At 38.9% G+C, this 17,574-nt stretch carries 22 protein-coding genes; 1 reads left to right on the top strand and 21 read right to left on the bottom strand.

Annotated features, from left to right (window positions below; genetic code table 11):
• Nucleotides 1-12 precede the first annotated feature (12 nt).
• Complete coding sequence (locus ACZ5OK_RS04820) at nt 13-231, bottom strand: hypothetical protein (RefSeq protein ID WP_343839757.1); 219 nt, start codon at nt 229-231, stop codon at nt 13-15.
• On the bottom strand, nt 228-1,064 hold the full coding sequence (locus ACZ5OK_RS04815) for a ParM/StbA family protein (RefSeq protein WP_343839755.1): 837 nt from the start codon (nt 1,062-1,064) through the stop codon (nt 228-230). The genes ACZ5OK_RS04820 and ACZ5OK_RS04815 overlap by 4 nt, the downstream gene beginning before the upstream one ends.
• Before the next feature lie 175 nt (nt 1,065-1,239).
• On the opposite strand from ACZ5OK_RS04815, the gene ACZ5OK_RS04810 reads away from it, so the two are divergent.
• Nucleotides 1,240-1,494 (top strand): hypothetical protein, encoded by a 255-nt coding sequence (locus ACZ5OK_RS04810; RefSeq protein WP_343839753.1) that lies wholly within the window; start codon nt 1,240-1,242, stop codon nt 1,492-1,494.
• A gap of 266 nt (nt 1,495-1,760) precedes the next feature.
• Here the strand turns inward: ACZ5OK_RS04810 and ACZ5OK_RS04805 are convergent, their stop codons facing one another.
• The 19 genes from ACZ5OK_RS04805 to ACZ5OK_RS04715 form a co-directional block, all read right to left on the bottom strand.
• On the bottom strand, nt 1,761-2,633 hold the full coding sequence (locus ACZ5OK_RS04805; protein WP_343839751.1) for a peptidoglycan recognition protein family protein: 873 nt from the start codon (nt 2,631-2,633) through the stop codon (nt 1,761-1,763).
• Nucleotides 2,633-3,028 (bottom strand): phage holin family protein, encoded by a 396-nt coding sequence (locus ACZ5OK_RS04800; protein WP_343839749.1) that lies wholly within the window; start codon nt 3,026-3,028, stop codon nt 2,633-2,635. The genes ACZ5OK_RS04805 and ACZ5OK_RS04800 overlap by 1 nt, the downstream gene beginning before the upstream one ends.
• A 38-nt stretch (nt 3,029-3,066) precedes the next feature.
• Nucleotides 3,067-3,225, bottom strand: coding sequence for a hypothetical protein (locus ACZ5OK_RS04795; RefSeq protein ID WP_343839747.1), 159 nt, complete (start codon nt 3,223-3,225; stop codon nt 3,067-3,069).
• A gap of 4 nt (nt 3,226-3,229) precedes the next feature.
• Nucleotides 3,230-3,424, bottom strand: a complete 195-nt coding sequence (locus ACZ5OK_RS04790) for a hypothetical protein (protein ID WP_343839745.1) — start codon at nt 3,422-3,424, stop codon at nt 3,230-3,232.
• Nucleotides 3,417-6,038: a phage tail spike protein gene (locus ACZ5OK_RS04785; RefSeq protein WP_343839743.1), complete on the bottom strand. Its 2,622-nt coding sequence runs from the start codon at nt 6,036-6,038 to the stop codon at nt 3,417-3,419. The genes ACZ5OK_RS04790 and ACZ5OK_RS04785 overlap by 8 nt, the downstream gene beginning before the upstream one ends.
• Nucleotides 6,039-6,120: 82 nt before the next feature.
• The gene (locus tag ACZ5OK_RS04780; RefSeq protein ID WP_464758523.1) at nt 6,121-6,408 is read right to left on the bottom strand and encodes a hypothetical protein; all 288 of its coding nucleotides are present in this window, start codon (nt 6,406-6,408) and stop codon (nt 6,121-6,123) included.
• Nucleotides 6,409-6,422: 14 nt separating this feature from the next.
• The gene (locus ACZ5OK_RS04775; RefSeq protein ID WP_343839739.1) at nt 6,423-6,563 is read right to left on the bottom strand and encodes a hypothetical protein; all 141 of its coding nucleotides are present in this window, start codon (nt 6,561-6,563) and stop codon (nt 6,423-6,425) included.
• 12 nt (nt 6,564-6,575) lie between these two features.
• Nucleotides 6,576-6,842: a hypothetical protein gene (locus ACZ5OK_RS04770; RefSeq protein ID WP_343839737.1), complete on the bottom strand. Its 267-nt coding sequence runs from the start codon at nt 6,840-6,842 to the stop codon at nt 6,576-6,578.
• Nucleotides 6,843-7,077: 235 nt separating this feature from the next.
• Nucleotides 7,078-8,934 carry a hypothetical protein gene (locus ACZ5OK_RS04765; RefSeq protein ID WP_343839735.1) on the bottom strand — a complete coding sequence of 619 codons (1,857 nt, stop codon included), beginning with the start codon at nt 8,932-8,934 and terminating at the stop codon, nt 7,078-7,080.
• Nucleotides 8,935-8,946: 12 nt separating this feature from the next.
• Nucleotides 8,947-9,327 carry a phage tail fiber protein gene (locus ACZ5OK_RS04760; RefSeq protein ID WP_343839733.1) on the bottom strand — a complete coding sequence of 127 codons (381 nt, stop codon included), beginning with the start codon at nt 9,325-9,327 and terminating at the stop codon, nt 8,947-8,949.
• A gap of 16 nt (nt 9,328-9,343) precedes the next feature.
• Nucleotides 9,344-10,771, bottom strand: a complete 1,428-nt coding sequence (locus tag ACZ5OK_RS04755) for a distal tail protein Dit (protein WP_464758520.1) — start codon at nt 10,769-10,771, stop codon at nt 9,344-9,346.
• On the bottom strand, nt 10,768-14,052 hold the full coding sequence (locus ACZ5OK_RS04750; RefSeq protein ID WP_343839730.1) for a phage tail tape measure protein: 3,285 nt from the start codon (nt 14,050-14,052) through the stop codon (nt 10,768-10,770). Before ACZ5OK_RS04750 ends, ACZ5OK_RS04755 begins: the two co-directional genes overlap by 4 nt.
• A 15-nt stretch (nt 14,053-14,067) precedes the next feature.
• The gene (gpGT, locus tag ACZ5OK_RS04745; protein ID WP_343839728.1) at nt 14,068-14,214 is read right to left on the bottom strand and encodes a phage tail assembly chaperone GT; all 147 of its coding nucleotides are present in this window, start codon (nt 14,212-14,214) and stop codon (nt 14,068-14,070) included.
• 35 nt (nt 14,215-14,249) lie between these two features.
• Nucleotides 14,250-14,603 (bottom strand): phage tail assembly chaperone G, encoded by a 354-nt coding sequence (gpG, locus tag ACZ5OK_RS04740; protein WP_343839726.1) that lies wholly within the window; start codon nt 14,601-14,603, stop codon nt 14,250-14,252.
• 40 nt (nt 14,604-14,643) lie between these two features.
• Nucleotides 14,644-15,714, bottom strand: a complete 1,071-nt coding sequence (locus ACZ5OK_RS04735) for a hypothetical protein (RefSeq protein ID WP_343839724.1) — start codon at nt 15,712-15,714, stop codon at nt 14,644-14,646.
• A gap of 14 nt (nt 15,715-15,728) precedes the next feature.
• The gene (locus tag ACZ5OK_RS04730; RefSeq protein WP_343839723.1) at nt 15,729-16,403 is read right to left on the bottom strand and encodes a major tail protein; all 675 of its coding nucleotides are present in this window, start codon (nt 16,401-16,403) and stop codon (nt 15,729-15,731) included.
• Nucleotides 16,404-16,438: 35 nt separating this feature from the next.
• Nucleotides 16,439-16,813, bottom strand: a complete 375-nt coding sequence (locus ACZ5OK_RS04725; protein WP_343839722.1) for a hypothetical protein — start codon at nt 16,811-16,813, stop codon at nt 16,439-16,441.
• Nucleotides 16,813-17,205, bottom strand: coding sequence for a hypothetical protein (locus tag ACZ5OK_RS04720; RefSeq protein ID WP_343839720.1), 393 nt, complete (start codon nt 17,203-17,205; stop codon nt 16,813-16,815). The genes ACZ5OK_RS04725 and ACZ5OK_RS04720 overlap by 1 nt, the downstream gene beginning before the upstream one ends.
• Complete coding sequence (locus ACZ5OK_RS04715) at nt 17,202-17,570, bottom strand: phage head-tail adapter protein (protein WP_343839718.1); 369 nt, start codon at nt 17,568-17,570, stop codon at nt 17,202-17,204. The genes ACZ5OK_RS04720 and ACZ5OK_RS04715 overlap by 4 nt, the downstream gene beginning before the upstream one ends.
• Between the last annotated feature and the right edge of the window lie 4 nt (nt 17,571-17,574).

Here is a 17,574-nt window from a genome sequence, read left to right as displayed (position 1 = left end):
GGAAGAGGGGGACTAGAAAAAGCTGTCTACATCCCCTTCAGTTTCTGGTTCTTGTGGTTCCTGGATATGATTCTGAGTTTGAATGACGGTAGGTTGGCTATTCTTTTCTTTATCTGCAGCAATAAGGCGCTTTACATACTTGCTAAACTTCCCCTGGTCTTCCGCAAACTCAAGCAAATCCGTTTCATACTTATCTTCTAAATCAAAGCTTGCAGTCTTACACTTTCTCATGCTGAAAACTTCCTTATGGCTAACTCGTTAAACGCCACCGCATTTGAAAATACAGGCTCTACCAGTGTTAGTCTGTTTGCTTTTTGGATTTCAGGCTGGAGAACAACAGCATTAGGGAAGTATCTTTGAATGAATGGTGCGATCAACTTTGCTATTCCACCTACAATATATACAACATCATCCCTATTCCACTTTTTAGAGAGGTTCTTAATGATACCCCTGGCCATGGCTCCATAGTCTTTATTCCGTACTGTTTCTACACCAAAATGAAACGTATCGCTTTGAGTGTTAATATGTCTCATATCCTGAAGAGTGGCTGCGTTAACGGTACCACTCCCAACGTCTAACACCCTTACTAATCCATTTGTAGGTTTAGCCCAAATTGCAGCTGAACCTTCTGGAGCCACTTCTACACCTTGAATATTAAACTGCTTGACTTCATGATTTACAGTTATTTTTCTGGATCCTAAAAGAGCTTCTTTGATAAATCGCTTTTCTTGTTCTTTATGTTTTTTAATCGGCTGTCCTGTTACCAGGTAGATATCTTCATAGTTAGGGCAATAACGGTGCACAGCTAAGAGAATCCTTATAATCGCATCTTCGTGGGCTTTAGTATCTCCCATCATGTTACCGCCGCCAAATTCATCCTCATACATGGCAATAGAGCCAGCAAACCCCTTCCTCCCTTCATATTCAAATTCCATATCATCGGCTCCAAATTGTTCATCTACTTCACGTTCAAACCAATCGCAGATGTTTGAATAAAAAGACCTCACTCCAAATGGACCAGAAGCTTTAACTCTGTGGTTCCCAGCATCAATGCCTAGAATCAATTCGATTCCTCCTTTTTATTTCAGATGTAATAAAACACATACGAATTTTATTGCTGATGCAATAATACCAACCCTCCTTTATTGCGATTGTAATAAATACCTATGTATGCCGGATAGACAATATTCCATATTTGCACATTTTAACGCTCATTTTTGATTGAAGGAGTTTTCGTAAGTGAGTGGAAAAGATTATATAGGTGATGTTATGGGAATTCGATTTAATGCTCAGAAGGTCAATGAGTTGATAGATCAGAGTGGATTCAAAAAGATGCACATTGCTACGAGACTAAACGCTTCTCAGGCTACATTTCGGAGATGGATGAATGAAGAAACGCCAATACCATTTGTAAAGGTTGTGGAGTTAAAAAAGCTGCTGGAGAAAGAAGTTGTAGTTAGTTTAGATGATCTATACGAGGATGATGAAAAATGACATGGGAGTCGCCACCTTTTCACCCAAGATATAAGCTCATTTCGACTGAAAGGAAATACAACGATATTGAAATTTTGATCTTTGACTTTGAAAACTGCACATACTCCTATTACTTTCAAAGTGAAGTAAAAAAAATTAGGGATAAGGAGCTGCAAGAATACTTATTTTCTGTCCGCAGATACATAAACGAGGATAGATATGAATTGAGTGAAGAAAATTTTTATGAGGAATAAAAAAAGCCCCACCGATTAAGGTGAGGCTTTTGCTTATTTCTTATCATTCAGGTATGCAAGGAAAAACATTCCCAGCAATTCAGGTACACTAACATCGTGGTTTTTGATACGCTCTTTCCACTCATCCGGCTTTTCTAGTTGATCTGCAATCCCGTCAAACACTTTAACAATGGCATCATACATCCAGCCAGGTAACTTTTCGTTTTTCTGGTAATAATTATGGAGAAGCGTTGCAAACTGTTCACGAGTTAAATGGTCTTTAGGACGTACACCTGTCGTGATTCCGGTATCCTCTAACCACTTCCAGCTATCTTTGTGGGAGTCTCCAGGCTCTTTAGCTTTAGTATTAGGTAGAGCCTTTTTCAACTCATTAATCTCTGCCTTTAACTCTTCGTATTGAGACACGGTTAAATCACCATCCTTTTTAAATTCACCACTGATGACTTTTTTATAATCAAACTCAGGGCATGCTTTCCAAGCATACCCCGGAAATTCATCATGGCCCCTGGTGCGTTTATAGTTTGGAAGGTCCTTTTTGAGCGCTTCATGCAGGTTGTACAATGATTCTTTTTGTGCTTGAGTTGGTTCTTCAGTTCTAAAGTCACCGACCAGGCAAATACCAACCGCACGATAGTTTGAATCGCCCACATGATAACTTAGTACCCCGAGATCATGATTCCATTCCACAGTACCGTCTTTAAGAATGACAAAGTGATAAGCGACCTCTGGCCACTTCTTCGTATACACGTGGTAACGTGCGAATGAGAATGAGTCACCTTCTTCGGTTAGTGAATGATGGATAGCTATATCTGTCTTTACTGTAAGTGGATAGACATTATACCAACCATCGTGAGCCGTTTCCCCTCGTAGATTTTTAAACTTAGGAATTTGTTTGAAGTGTTCCATTACTTATCACCTTTTCCTCTAAGAACCTCCACAGTATCTAAAAGCTTATTTGGAATAGGGATGCCAATACGCCCCACGTTTTCTGTAATTGAAAGAACTTCATTGGCTAAATAAAAGAAAATTGCAGCATCTCTAACCATATGTGTATCTCCACCTAAAGCCACATCAACCATGTGAGCTACAGCAACAATAAAAAAGATTGCTACCTTTTTAGCAATCCCTATCCATCCAACGTGACTATTTAATTTTCCGTCTACACCAGCTGCAATAAATCCTGACACATAATCAATAAATACAAATGCTAATAGGATACTTAACAAGGACGACCAACCCCCAAATAAGAATGAGGCAGCCGCCCCACCTACTGCTACTATTGTTTTGAAAAAATTTTCCATTAAAATAAATCTCCTTTCTTAGACATAAAAATAACGCCTTATTCGGCGCTCTCAGACTCTCTCAATTTGCGGTTTTCTTCTTTCAGTTTTTTGACTTCGGCTTCTTTTTCTTCTAGTTGTGCATTTGCAATAGCGTTTTGTTGCGATAAAGTCGCAATTTGAGCTCGCATATACTTTAATACTTTTTCGGCTTCCATTATATCAACCCTCCTTCCATTGACCATTTATCCATCTGGGATTGTTTAATGTATCTGGTGGTTTACCTTTGATTAATGCAGCTGCATTAGGATGATTTTGTTCGATGAGAACAGTTCGTAAAAAGCATCCACCACTATCAATCTCAGACATTTCAATTAATTTAGGCTTGCTGAACTTATACTCTAAATCATTAACCATTTAAGCTCTCCTTTGCTTGTAAATCTTCTGACATTTTAGTTAGGTTTGTGAAGTAAGCATCTTCAAATCCTATCCTATTACCTATGACTTGAAAATCAGCTAACCCGATTCCATCCACAACAAAGTAATCTGTACCTTTTTGAATCACTTTGACATCTGGGTTATTAGGAAATACAGCAAAGTTTTCTAGTGCTTTTGATAAGATTGAATCTAAGTAAATCTTTGTCTCCCCGTTTACTTGAATGTCTGTAATTAAGTCAAATATAAGTGTCTGCGGTGAATCAATAGGTGACATACCGTAACGAATTCCGTCTATCTCTATTGAACCACCATCCTTATTACCGCTGCCATAGAAAGTGTGGTTCACAATATCGTTAACAAGAAAATAAACATTGGTTCTTGCAGGGTCTACCCATATTTGAGTCTTATTAGTTGTATCGTCAGTTTCTAATTTCATTCTTTGGTTGTCGGCTGTATCTGTGTAAATTCTGTTGTTATTATCTATCCCTTGAAAGGATATTTGACTAAAGAAAAAACCTCCGTTGAAATCAGTTCCATTTGGATATGATTCGACAATTTGGGGTAATACTATATCGTTGGAATATATGTTTAAACTATCTGCGTTAAAACTCATGTCACCTGTACTTGATGCGTATATATTCGCATAGTCGCCAAAACTAAGGTAACTAGCGCTGTACCAAGAACCTGTACTTTCATTATTTCCTATTGTAAGGTTTTGACCTACCGTGGCATCTTCTCCTATATTTATACTACCGCTCACAAAGTCTCCTGTAATAGTAGCGTCTTGTATGGTTGCATTTTTGGCGGTCATGTTATCGGTAGTTAAATTCAGTATAGTTGCGTTACTTCCTGTAAGTGTTCCAGTCAAAGTAGCATTTTCAGCAATGATTTCATTCGTTATAAGTGTTCCATTAAGTACATGCTGTCCGGATGAATCTTCGCTTGTAACCTCGTCTATGATGGATTGAGCGCTTGAAATGTCCGTTTCCGCTTGACTAATTCGTTGTTCAGCTGCATCAATTTCTTCCCGTGCAGTGGCAAGTGCCTGGTCAGCTTTTGATTGTGCTCCTTCTGGCGTTTCCTTTTCATCCCATTTACCTTTATTTCGGTTGTAGCCTTTTTCTACATTTCGTACCCTGGAATTAGTATCGAATTGTCGTCTAAAAGCACCAAGTGTGACCTCTGATAAGGTTTCATCGTTCAGGTTTTGCCTGAATTCAATTACTGATGTTTCTACTTCGCTTTTCGGATGTACCCGGTGATTAATAGCTGCATTTGTATCACCCAGCCTAACTTTTTCATGAGAGTACCCCGTTAGCTTTTCTAATAGCAAAACATTAAAATCATACGTATAAACCGCATCTTTTTGTTTTTGTAGTTCTTTCCATGCATTTAACAACAGGGTGGCTGGGTCACCTTCCTGGCCGTCATAGAATCCTTTTCTATGTCTTGTTCCTCCGTCATACCCCCATTGATGTAGCGCTTCAGGGTCAGCAACATAGATGTCTCCTAAAGGTTTATCAACCGGATCACCTTTCGCTTTCGACCATTCTACATCCGCAAAAGTAACCCGAGGGCCGTCATTCTTCGTTGATTTACCTTTAGCATATAGAGCTGTCTTAATGCCTGTAGTATCAACGGTACGTCTATAAGATTCAACATCTTTGCCCATTTCCCAGCGTTTCATGGTACGTTTTCCACGCTTTTGCAATAGGTCTACATACCGTCTTGTAATGGTATTATGGTCAGCTTCCACCCGGTAGCGTAATTCTCCACTAAACATATTAGCCAATTCATGGACAGCTTCTTTGACGGTTATATCTTCAAAATCCACGCTCTGGTTGTCGAACGTATCGACATGACCTACTTCCCATCTTGTGCCTTGAAGTATGGCTCTAAGTGCGGTTTCTGGGTCTACATTTGCTGCGGTATACCCAGATAGCCATTCATCGATGAGCTCGTACATACCGCCTTCTGCATAAACCACTTTTACAGTACCATTTCTATCGTCTACATCTTCCGGACTACGAATGATAAACTCAACCAAATTACCGTCCATATCCCTTATAACAGCCCGTCCATCTGGCTCGATAAATTCAGACTCAGGAATATCGGATACAGTCTCGAAATCTAGTGTTACCTTGCCGTTTAATTGTTCAACGTACCAACCATTCCAATATGGGACTGCTTTTCTTTTATGTTGTTGCTTAGGCATCAATACTGTCTTTAATTGCTCATTACGGTCATATATCCATATTGGTGATGGTTCAGATTTTTTGTAAGGTATAGACGGAGCATAATTACGTATACTGTTATCCAATATTGTCATAGTTGTCGCTTTCGTGGTAAGGCTAGAAGTGACACCAATGACACCTTTAACGAAGCTATCAGTATTAACAACCGATATCGTATCTCCAGTTTTCCGGATAACCTTAACCGAGCCATTTGCGTCAGTTTTCGTATGCGTATTTGATGTAACATTATTACGGATAATCATTCGAGATTTAACGATTGATTTTGTTACTGTAACGGACTTAACCGCAGCATCTAATTTTGTTGAGTTATAGACAAAGTTATAGGTGCGATTAAACAAGAAGGCACACCTCCTTTCTCAATAAAAATACACCCTCTTTTTGGGTGCTTCTGTTTACTGCGTATAATACTCCTATTATTCATCAAGTGAAAGTATAAAACTTATTCACTTTTTCAATTTTAGCCAGAAAAGGCATTTCATCTTTATACTGTTCCGATTGTTCAATCAAAACACTAAATCCAGTAAAAAGAATGCGTTCAACTCCATCCCACCTAAATTGTAACGTTAATACTTTTGTTCCAGATTTCTGTTTACTGTCATTTATTTTACATCCAATCACTTCAATTTCTTTTCCTAGAACATCTTCTATTTTCATTTTATCGCCTATCATAACATTAGAGTCTTTAGCGAAATCTGAAAACCGTTTCAACGCAATACATCTCCTTAATTTAGTGTTATTCCTAGCGTGTCAGCTACCGCTTGTCGATACATAAAAGGCACAAAATCAATCGTAAACCTCCCGGTATCAACTGCTGTAACGTACATGTTTAAAAGATATTGATTTAAATATGAATAATCAGCCATTATAATACCTCCTTAATTATGATAAGTTTCTAATGTTTCTACTCTGCTTCTTAAATAATCGATTTCGCTCATCAAATTGGAAACAAGCGTTGCAATAGATGATAAATCATCCGCATTAGATAGTTGTTCGATGTATTCCTTTGCAGAAAAAGTATCTTCATCATATTCCCATCCTTCAAAATCTTGCTCGGAAATCTGAGTAATATTTGTCCTTACATATACCGTATCTACATTAACCTCAACCGGCTTCACGACTTTTTGTGTCCCTCTTACTCTCACCTTTTATCACTTCCTTGTAGTATTTATCTGCATATGGTATCACTGGTTCAATAGCAAGCGCTGGGGCAAAGATTCATCATTTTATTATTCACAAAGTAAGCGCGCGCACCGAGAGACGAACTCGAACCCGACGCCGTACTCGAATACAGATGAAACGTACCTGCATTCGACCTATTATTCCAATTGCTGCTGAAATTCGGTAGGTGATCCGACCTGAACTTTGCCCATGTCCTAGTTATACAAAGCAAGCGCGCGCACCGAGAGACGAACCCGAACCCGACGCCGCACCCGAATACAGATGAAACGCACCCGCATCCGACCCAGTATCCCAATTGCCGCCGAAATACGGCAGGCGATCCGACCCGATATATCCATAGTCGGCATAATAAGTGGTTTCGCTCCCGTTAATAGATGCGGGTATAAATCCTGTTTCTGTTGAACCTTGAATAGTATCAACATAACCACCTTCATCAGTATTCCATCCTGTTGCGCCATAGTTTGTATAACCATCGCCTGCATCGTTATAACCGTCATTACCGATTAACATATCGTAGTTAGTATCATACAACACACCATCAATCCAGTAGCGTAAGTTTCCGTAAAAATCTTCAATTCCACAGAACTTAACTTGTTCTGTTCCTAGTGTAGATCCATAGAACATCCCTTTTGTGTCCGTAGCACCAGTTGTGGTTGACGATGAGTTATTGGAATCTGTGTACCCTTCGCCTAGTGCTGTCTGTAAATCTCTATTTTTAAACATGATTAAAGCTAATATTTGTAACATAGTCAACGGATAAAATGGCATTTGTTCATACCCAGTACCGTTCGCCTGCGCCTTATTTCTAAATGAACCGATAGTTTCTGATGCGGTTGGTGTTTGTCCGCTCAAAGACCGTAAAGAAGTTCCGTCGTCATACCCTAAATATGCAGCGACATAAATCTTGTCTTTTTCTGTTGTCCCTCTTGTATGTGCTAACGAAAGATAACTGGAATCAATTTGAGCATCTGCGTATCGGATATATAGAAAATCCCCACTACGTTCAAATTTCCACCATATTTTTGGAAACTCAATCATTACGTCACCATCTGCTCCGCTCGTAATATCGGCTGTTGTGCCGTCTTCTTTTAGGCTGTAATCGTTAGGGTCAAGGTAATAATTGACTGCACCATTTAAGAATACACATGGTTTAATTTGATTAAACGGAAACTTATCTTGCCATGAACCGTAACTAAACGCACCATCATTACCGCTTGCTGGCGTAAATCCTGTTGCATCGTCTGTGTAAGTGACTGCTGTTTCTGGGTTGCTGTTCGTTGTATCTATTGCTACACCATAAATATGATAAGGTTGTGGTGTAGCTTGTGCGTCAGACTTTTTATCATAAACATCCTCAGTTGTATAAGGGAAAGCAGAATAGTAATAGGTTGTATCATTAGTTAATCCAGTATCAACAAACCCATCTGTAGCATATTGATCTCGAACACTACTATCTACGACCAGAACACCATCATTTTCATCTACAGGATAACTTCCTGTTTTTCTTAGTATTTTTGTTCCTTTCCACTCCGCTAAAGTAGCACCGTCAAGTGTTACATCTGTTGGGTCTTGCCACATTAAAGTAACTTCTGTATTTCCTGCTTGTACATCGAAATTAGTCACGTTGCCAACGGGCAAACCACCGCTTACCGTTTTCCATTCTGTTCCGTCGTAATATTCTAATTTTCCGTTTGTAGCACGTAAGCCGTGGACTTCAGCTTGTGACACTTCATTAGCCTTATGTTCATTAAATTCTTGGACGTGTGTATCAAATTCTGATTGGGAAACAAGTTCGTTTTGTGTGCCAGCAGTAAAGTTGTTTGAGATTTCCGTTCCATTATCATGGGAGGTAGATGCCGTATCTTCCATTCCTCTAGTTACAGTCAAAGTTGTACTGTTAACATTTGACACTTCCATGATTTCATCTTCAATTGTTACTCGAAAAGGAGGGGATGGAAAAAGCGATGGATCTACTACATTTACAGTTGTTTGCGTAGCGTCCATCGCTTCAGAAATTGTTGTTATAGCATTGTTAGCTGCATTTAATCGAGCCATATAGTAACCTCCTTAGTTAATTTTAACCGTATAATCACCGACATTAATTAAAAACTGGTTATTCTCTTGTATATTTGCTGTGGAATTTAAAGAGCCAAAATCTAGTAAGTTCCCGCCAGTTTCAGCATCATATAAACCCATATGAGTAATAATACCCCAGTCAGCTGAGGCGATAGGAAACTCAACAGCTGCACTATTAGACGTTTGCATAGAACCTGCTCCATCATCAGTTGGTGCGCCAAAAGTAATAGGTTGCCTGGAATATCCCCCTCCACTCACCTCTGTTCCTGTTCCATCTTCTCCGGGTGCAGAAGTAAATAACGCTAGGTAGACCGTAGCGTTAACAAGATTATCGTTTAATACTTTCTGTTCAAGATAATTACTGAATGACAATATCAGCACTCCTTTCTTATAGATAACGATTTCGATATTTCATACTTAAATCAGCAACCCCTGAAGGTTGCACATCAATAATATTCTCTCCCTGTTCTAAAGCCCAGAAATCCGTAGATAACCCGACTAAATCCATTCTGGGTTCACCATTTTTTCTTACATCACCGGTAGCTGTATCCACTGTGATTTCATCCCCAGCAACAGCAATTTCCGGCACCTCATTTGCCCCCGATGTATCATTAAGTTGATAAACTCTAATTTCGCTTATCCCCTGGTCATTTGGTGTAGTATCGCCCCATTTACGTATAGCCACTTGAATCGTGTCGACAGGTGTGGTGTAAATAGGTTCTAAGTAAGATACACTCTTTTCTCCTCTGTAATTCCCGTTTTCGTCCCTTTGCGCCAAATAAGCCAGCCAACGATTATTCCATCTGCGTACACGGATAATTCCGTTAAAATTATTCCATTCGCTACGATCATCTGGTTCTAATGGATTCCGAACGCCACTTGTACCACCTAACTGAAGCACACCTTCATTTTTCTGGAATCCAATATGACTGTCACCAAAACCAAATTTGGCAATGTTGTTGCCGTTTGCGTCTCGGAAATAAATCTCGATAATGCCTGTGTTTCCGGATAAATTAAATTGGTGTACAAGTATATCCGCATAAAAGTCTTGTAATGAAGCGCCAATGGCTCTTTGTAAAGAAGGGCCCTGGAATTCATGAGGCGTAATCACAGTGCCATAATCTGACACCGAAAAACCGGGGCCGTCTGCATCGGTCATACTACCTGTCACAGAACCGTTGTCTACTTCGGTTGCTGTTTGCCAGAGTGAGGTATCTTCCATCGTATCGTGCAGCACTAAAGTTTCAGGAGCTACAGCCGTTTCCGTAACTTTATCAGGTTTCCCTAAATCAATAGATTGGTCACCATTCATGATTGATAAGTGGGTAGTCGGCTGGTTGAATCTTGCTGTAATGATTGGATAAGTATCAGCTGTACCGTCATACACGATGTTTGCTGGTAAAGCCTTACTTTGTTCTTTGGATTCATAAGCGAATGGGTCAGGACAAACTAAAACAAGATCTCCTTCACCCATTTCTGCGATTCTTCTAAATCTCCCAAAACTAACACTTTGTAATACCGCATAGTTAAATTTATCTGGTTCGTTGTCCGATACATAAACGCCAGGTCCTAAGTCTGGACGTAGCCAATCCGCCAGTGCACGTAAACGAGATTCATAGTCTTGTACGTCCTTGCCAATAAAGCCAATTGTAATAGGGATTCGTCTCATGCCATATTCGTTGCCCTGATAGTGAGCACCAGGCATACCAGGAATATTTGTCGTCCTCAAACTAAAATCAGGGAGAATATGTGGGTTTGTTTGTACAGCTAAGCCAAAATCACTTGAGTGTTTACCTCTATATGTCGCACCCATCATTCCATCCCCCTTGCTCTCATATCTCTCATTTCTTTTTGTTTCTGGAATTCCAAGTCATATTCAAAGGTTTGACGACTTAATTCTCTTCCGTTAATCTCATTAACCATTGTTATATAAACAACAGATTCACTTGTTGCAGGTGATTGATTATTCAACTGCCCAATAATACGGTCAACTTCCCCAGTTGGACTAACTCCTTCAGCATGCCCAGGTATATTGTTTAAAGCACTAAGGATTTTTTTGGACTCATCATTTGTATAAACGTGAGCTCCTCGAGGAACATCAAAAAGACCAAACCCAGCTAATGACCACTTGTTATTATGTTCAACTAATTCAGGTCCTTCTTCGCCAAGCCAAGACACACCACCTGGATGAAAATTTGTACCTACTGCGTATCCGACTGGTACGTGATGACCTTGTGGAGGACCATCGGTATTGGAATATTGTAAGGATACTGTTTTCCAAACTGGTTCAGAAAGTTTATCATTAAGATCGCCGGCCAATCCGATTGAGTCCCTAATATTATCCTTTACATTGTCAATTCCCTCTGACTGTTTATCAATAGCATTTCGGCCTAAATTAATCTCATCTTTGACCTGTTCCCATAGCCCAGTTTCTTTAAGAATTTCTTTAATGACGTTATCATTTTTCAGTATTTTTTTATCTAATTCAGAAACCTGTTCACGAATCTCATACTTAGTAGCACCTTGTTTTTCCAGATTTTTTATAAGGTTATTTCTTTCTTCCAAAAGTTTATCGTTCTTTTTTTGAAGTTGTTGAAGGATGTTTCCTTCTTCCACTTTGATATCTCTTGTTCTGGCTAGATTTATGATTTTTTGCTCTTCTTCTTTGGATAAAGTTGATAATTTTGCATCTAATAAAGAATTGATATTTTTATAGATGCCGAGTTCTTCAAAGATTTTTAGTTTTTGTTCTTCTTGTTCGGCCGTTGTGTCTCTTAATTTCTCTAACCTTTTCTGTTCTTCTTGTGTTAGTTTACCTTTTTCATTTCGTTTTTCCTGAAGTTTTAGTATTTCCTCTTTATTTTTCTCAATGGATTTATCAAGAGCTTTTAATCCTTTTTCGCCTTCTTCATTGATGCCGACATTTTTTAAATAGATGTTTGCCAGTTGCTGGTTTGTTGCTTGTAATTTATCAATCTTTTCTTGTTCTTGATCAATATTTTTCTTAATTTCCTTCCTTTGATTCTGCAACTCTTCAAGAAGATCAATTTCCTTGCCATTCTTCACATCAGCAAGGTCTATTTGTTTTTGCTTTAGCTCATTCCACTCTTGTTCCGAAAGTTTACTATCACGAAGCTTTTCCTCAATTTCACCCATGCTTTTTGTTATTTCTTCATTAGTCATTTCCCTAGCATCTAATATATTGTTGATACGAGTATCTATTGCTTGTTGTTCTTTTTTCTTTTTAGTCAAAGTATCCAAAGCTTCCTGTTGCTGATCTAATAGTTTGGCGCGTTCAATTTCAAGCTCTGTTTCAGAATAATCTCTTATTTTATCAATATATTCTTTTACTTTTTCAGTACTTTCAACAAACTTATTACCCGTTTCTGATATAGACGTTTGAACGTCTGGAGACTGTTCAATAATATCTTTGTTGGCATCAAATAAATTTTGTAGTTCTTCTTTTGATAATCCTGATTCTCGAGCAAGGTTATTGTATTGTTTTTGCAGCTCATTAATTTCACCTGGATTACTTGATTCAGAAATACGCTTGTTCAAGTCATTCAATCGAGCCAGTTCATCATTACTTACATTTGCCTTATCGGATAAACGTTCAAATGTAGCAACATTCTTTTCAAGGTTAGCTGCTTGATCACTCATAGATTTAGCAAAATCAAGATTTACTTCTTCGGCCTCATTAGTTTTTTTGATAAATCCGTTAATGGCGAGACCTAACCCAGCAACACCGCCAATAGCAAGACCAACGACACCACCACGGCTTAGACTCATAATTCGCCCGAGCAATCCTCTTCCACCGGTGCTACCCCTGCCTAGCATATCAGTGAGCTTGCTTGCGCCTTTTGATAAATTACTAAAAGTAGTCGTTACACCGCCCAAAGCAATTCCTGCAGGTCCAGCAGCTGCGGCAAGTCCAGCAAACTTGATAATGTTATCTTGTGTTTCAGGTTCCAATTCATTAAAGGCATCTACAATATCGGTCACGCGTTCTGTTAACTCAGTAGCAATAGGCTCTAATTTTTCTCCTAATTCTGCAAAGGATTCCTGGAAGTCATATTGTTCTTCCCTGGCTTCAACCAACGATTTATTCGTTTCCCGAAACTCTTTGTTCACTTTGGATAAATCTAAATTATTTAATTCGTTCAGAGCATAATTAAGCTCATCTCCACTTTCCTTCGCTTCAGCTAAACCTTCATCAAACGTTTCTAAGTCAACGCCCATACGTTCTAATAGCTCAGCAAATGGTCCAACAGCCTTACCTGTGGCTACTGTTTCTTGTAAACCATCAGCCAAACTTTCTATTTTTAACGTATCCGGGAATTTGACGACAGCACCAGACAAATCATCCACAGCTTGTTGCAGCTGATTACTGTTCATATCCGTTGCCATAAGATTAGAGAGGGCTTCAACGTTTGAATCTGTTTCGCCAGTAATGCCATTCAAGTCTTTCATAGATTTGTGCAGCACATCCACGCCAAGACCGGCTTCCTTTGCGTTTGTTTCAAGACGAGCAATATTAACGCGAAAATCTCTTGTAGATTCCACTGCCATTGCTCCCAAACCAACAATAGGAGCTGTTACACTCGCAGACATGGTTTGTCCAAAATTGGTCATTTTTTGCCCAGCATTATCAAGATTTCCTGAAAAGGTGTCCAGTCCACTAGATAATTTACCTAAACGGGACTCAGCTCGACGTTGTTCCTGACGCATTTGCTCTAATTCTTCTGTTGCATTGTTCACATATCGGTCCAGGTTATTTAATGAAGCCGCTTGCTTGTTATACTCTCTAGCTGCTTTTTCTGCCTCTTTAGAACCTTCCCCGTGCTTTTCAATCATTCGATCATATTCTTTACGTGCTTCAGATGTCACTCGTTCTTGAGCTTTTAACTTTTTATTTAAACCCTGAATCCGTGTTTCGTATTTTTCAACGGATTGATCAGCACGGTCAAAAGCAGACATATTGGCTTTCATTTCACTGTTAACGGTTTTCAGGCTATCTTTAGCACCTTTTAATCCTCGGTTTAAGGCTTGGGTATTTAAATCAAGATCGATGGATAACCCTTCAACTCTTCGCGCCATTGTTTACCCTCCCTTCTATCCACCAAATGCAGCAATTAATGAGGTTTTCTTTTCGGGTTTATTTTCGTTTTTAAACAATTGAGCAACAAAATAATAAGGCATGTTAAGGATTTCGTTAATGTCCTTTCCGCTTTTCATCATTCTCAGAATCAATCCATCCATATCCTGTTTCTGTTGTTTTGGTGTATAGACATCACCTACCTCGCTGTCGCTAGATACTTTTTTGTATCTTCGTCCTGGACACCTCGCGCAACAAAAATAACTTGTTCCTGCAATTTTTTTACGGCACCAGGGCCGTGTAGGCCATTAAACAATTCATCTTTTGTAAATTGATTGTCATATAAATCCACAACAAATATTAATAATTTATCAATTAATTCCTTTTCGGCCTCTGATGTGCCGGCAGACATTTGAATATACTCAAGCATATCAACTGCTTCATAAACTTTTCTCATTGGGATAAAAAGTGGGGTTAAATATTTTTCGGTTACTAGCTCTCCTTGTTTCACTTCTTTAACAAGCTCTATCATATTGCGTTTCATATCAGCCATGTATCTGACCTCCCCTTATTTATTAAAAAGAGCAGGTTCGTTATTCCTGCTCTTTCACTTCTTTGATTAATGGTTTCCCAGCATTGTTATTGGAGGACATCAATTCCTCGATACGTTCTTTCTTCACTTTTTTATTTGCAGGCTTTGGAAACTTGTCGCCAACAAAATACTCTTTATCAGTTTCTTTGTCACGGAATCCGGCAATAACTTCATATTTATCCATTTGTCGCACCTCCTTAATAGCTTTCACATATTCAATTGATGCTTTACTTTTATCTATATGTTCAAATGAATCTCTGAAAGGTGTGTTATTCACGTACTTCCCTTTGAAAAATAGATTCTGATGGTCATTAATGACACCGGCATTGTGGAATATTTTAGTTTGATGATATAATTCAATCGGGTCTGTCGGCCAAGAAAAATCTAATTCGGTGGAGGTCTTAACTGTCTTTCCAAAATGATATACATTCCAAAGTTGAGCCCACATTTCAGCTGTCCATTTTTGAATCGGCGTATAATTTGTATCATTTTTTCGGACATATTCACCCTCCACGGAATTTAAAAATTGGTAAAGCTTGACCGAATCCTCGTACACCTTTTTCCAATATTCATATGTTGGATTTTTGATAATCCACTGAGCTCCACCTATCGGATTCTTTTCACGAATGAGTGCAGCATCAATACCTATGACTTCACACATTCGCTCTAATAAATCCTGACCTTTACTGTCGATATAATCAACGCTCAAATAGCTTTCACAAGCTGATGCATACCAGGTCGTCTCTGTTGGTTTTACATCCGGAACATCTCTCATCAGCACATCGCTATCCAAATAAAAATAAGTATCATTTTCTCTTGAAGCATCCTCTTCCAGGTACTTCATCCATAAGTATGGCTTAACAGACGGAATATAACTTTTGTCAGTACGATCATCGTTGTATACATGCGTTTCCACACCATAGTTTTCTTCCAAATAAATAGGCACCCGGTCGTCCTGCCGTGTAAACAGCAGAACAATGTTCCGGATGCCTAAATTTTGTAGTCTGGTTATACAAACTTCTAATTCCCACTCAAAGCGTTTAATGGCTGGTTGACATAGGATATACTTCATAATACATTACCTCTTTACGCAACCGTTGTGGTTGTAGTGGTACTAGAAGTAGTTGTTGTGGTACTTGGATATGCTTGACCAAATACTGCTTGGAAAAGTGCATCACGTTTAGTATTTTCTGCCTTTGCATCTCTACCGGTTACCACAGATTTTTCTTCTTTAAATCCTGTAACTTCTCGATCCATGAATTCCGCACTAATCGGATCTTGACTAAACGTTGTAGAACCCTGCTTTGATTGGCCGGAAATACTAGTCTTTAAGAATTTGCCTTTTGGTAATCCAACGTATTCCTTAGATCCATCTTCATATGTTTTAGCAAAAACAACCACTACGTATGGAGGATTGTCTGTGCTTCCGTGAGCAGATAACCCATTTGTAGAGACCTCTAACCCCAGCAATGTATCTTTGTCTGATTGAGGAATCGAATGAAAATTACCGCTTACGGTTACAGGTCCTTGTGACACTCCTAATTCAGCGACCTTGTTATCTCCATGTGCTCGTGCAATTTCCGATGTCATGGCCACTTCGATGTCTTGTAAAAACTTCACATGGTTAATTGAACTAACAGTATTTGTTTTTTCGTCTAACACTCCATAATAAAATTCATCTACACCCGTTGACGCTTTGTAGTTTTTTTCTTCTCCTGCAAAGTACTGCAAATTTAACTTTAACAGCTTTTCTTTATTCATAACTTTTCCTCCTCATAAAAAAATAAATAGACATTCTAAACAGTGTCTACATAAGTTTTTCCGCGATACCTCCTGGCGTCACGGTATATATTTAAATCCTTATCCCATTCATCAACACCGCCGCCATCATTGAAAAAGTTCAAATCCCACATGATATGCTGGATTCGTTTAGCGATAGCATCACGATCTGTTATGCTTTTAGACCACACTTCGATTTGATACATAAAATCTTCCGTCAGCCATTTGTTGTCTGCATAATCACTGGGTCTAGGTGTATCTAAGGGGTCTATGATGATGTGTGTATCAGTCATGCTGCTGGTCTCGGGATATTCATAAAACTTTATTCGTCCAGCTGCTTTTTGATTGATTAATGTATCAGCAATTAAAGCTTCATAAATTTGATCTAACATCACATCCCCCTTTCTACTGCTCGGCGGATTGCGTTATGATATGCTTTTTCGGAATTGCGCAAAGAACGCGCAATAGCACCTTTACCGTCTGGATTAGGGTTTTTGACTGTTCCAAACTCATTTAGATGAATGATGCGATAACGATCATTAGGTCCCTTCCAATATACTTTGATCGTTCGTGCCCCGTTTTCCCAATATGGTTTACTCAATGTTATTTCTTCAATAGATGCTCCCGTATCAGCCCAAGGTTTAAACTGACTTTTTAATTCCCGGACATATACATCTGCTGCATCATTTAAAGCTTTATCACTTATTCGTTGCATCTGTTCCTGGCCGAACCTATTTTCCAAATCCTTTAGCAACCTGTCTAATCCATTAACTTCAACACTCATGATGTCAGCTCCGCAATGACGTTCACAAAGTCTCTATTCTGCATATCAGGTTGAGCTTGTGTAACGTTATAATGTTTATTTTTATACTCCGGAGCATCGATTTCAACATAGTGCTTATTGGTAGGAATATAGTCTCCTTGTGGGTCTCTAATAATGATAGTTATATCAGATAAGGTTCCGTTTGATTTAGCCAGTTCCACATCTCTTAACCAAATCTCATCAATTTTAGCCCAGGCATTATAAAGTACTTTCTTCACTTTCTCGCCTGGATAAGGACCTTCTTTGGGCACATACTCATAAAATGTAACAGGTGTCCTTAATTCACCAGAATGAACTCGAGGTGGTTTATATTCAAATTTCCTCACATCA

The organism is Salinibacillus aidingensis (assembly GCF_055393355.1).
The sequence above is the reverse complement of the archived record's forward strand: the minus strand, read 5'-3'. Positions and strand labels throughout refer to the sequence as shown.

Coding starts and splice junctions, on each gene's coding strand:
- ACZ5OK_RS04820 (WP_343839757.1), bottom strand. CDS start 231: ATGAGAAAGTGTAAGACTGCAAGCTTTGATTTAGAAGATAAGTATGAA.
- ACZ5OK_RS04805 (WP_343839751.1), bottom strand. CDS start 2,633: ATGGAACACTTCAAACAAATTCCTAAGTTTAAAAATCTACGAGGGGAA.
- ACZ5OK_RS04800 (WP_343839749.1), bottom strand. CDS start 3,028: ATGGAAAATTTTTTCAAAACAATAGTAGCAGTAGGTGGGGCGGCTGCC.
- ACZ5OK_RS04795 (WP_343839747.1), bottom strand. CDS start 3,225: ATGGAAGCCGAAAAAGTATTAAAGTATATGCGAGCTCAAATTGCGACT.
- ACZ5OK_RS04790 (WP_343839745.1), bottom strand. CDS start 3,424: ATGGTTAATGATTTAGAGTATAAGTTCAGCAAGCCTAAATTAATTGAA.
- ACZ5OK_RS04775 (WP_343839739.1), bottom strand. CDS start 6,563: ATGGCTGATTATTCATATTTAAATCAATATCTTTTAAACATGTACGTT.
- ACZ5OK_RS04765 (WP_343839735.1), bottom strand. CDS start 8,934: ATGGCTCGATTAAATGCAGCTAACAATGCTATAACAACAATTTCTGAA.
- ACZ5OK_RS04755 (WP_464758520.1), bottom strand. CDS start 10,771: ATGATGGGTGCGACATATAGAGGTAAACACTCAAGTGATTTTGGCTTA.
- ACZ5OK_RS04750 (WP_343839730.1), bottom strand. CDS start 14,052: ATGGCGCGAAGAGTTGAAGGGTTATCCATCGATCTTGATTTAAATACC.
- gpGT (WP_343839728.1), bottom strand. CDS start 14,214: ATGGATGGATTGATTCTGAGAATGATGAAAAGCGGAAAGGACATTAAC.
- gpG (WP_343839726.1), bottom strand. CDS start 14,603: ATGGCTGATATGAAACGCAATATGATAGAGCTTGTTAAAGAAGTGAAA.
- ACZ5OK_RS04735 (WP_343839724.1), bottom strand. CDS start 15,714: ATGAAGTATATCCTATGTCAACCAGCCATTAAACGCTTTGAGTGGGAA.
- ACZ5OK_RS04730 (WP_343839723.1), bottom strand. CDS start 16,403: ATGAATAAAGAAAAGCTGTTAAAGTTAAATTTGCAGTACTTTGCAGGA.
- ACZ5OK_RS04725 (WP_343839722.1), bottom strand. CDS start 16,813: ATGTTAGATCAAATTTATGAAGCTTTAATTGCTGATACATTAATCAAT.
- ACZ5OK_RS04720 (WP_343839720.1), bottom strand. CDS start 17,205: ATGAGTGTTGAAGTTAATGGATTAGACAGGTTGCTAAAGGATTTGGAA.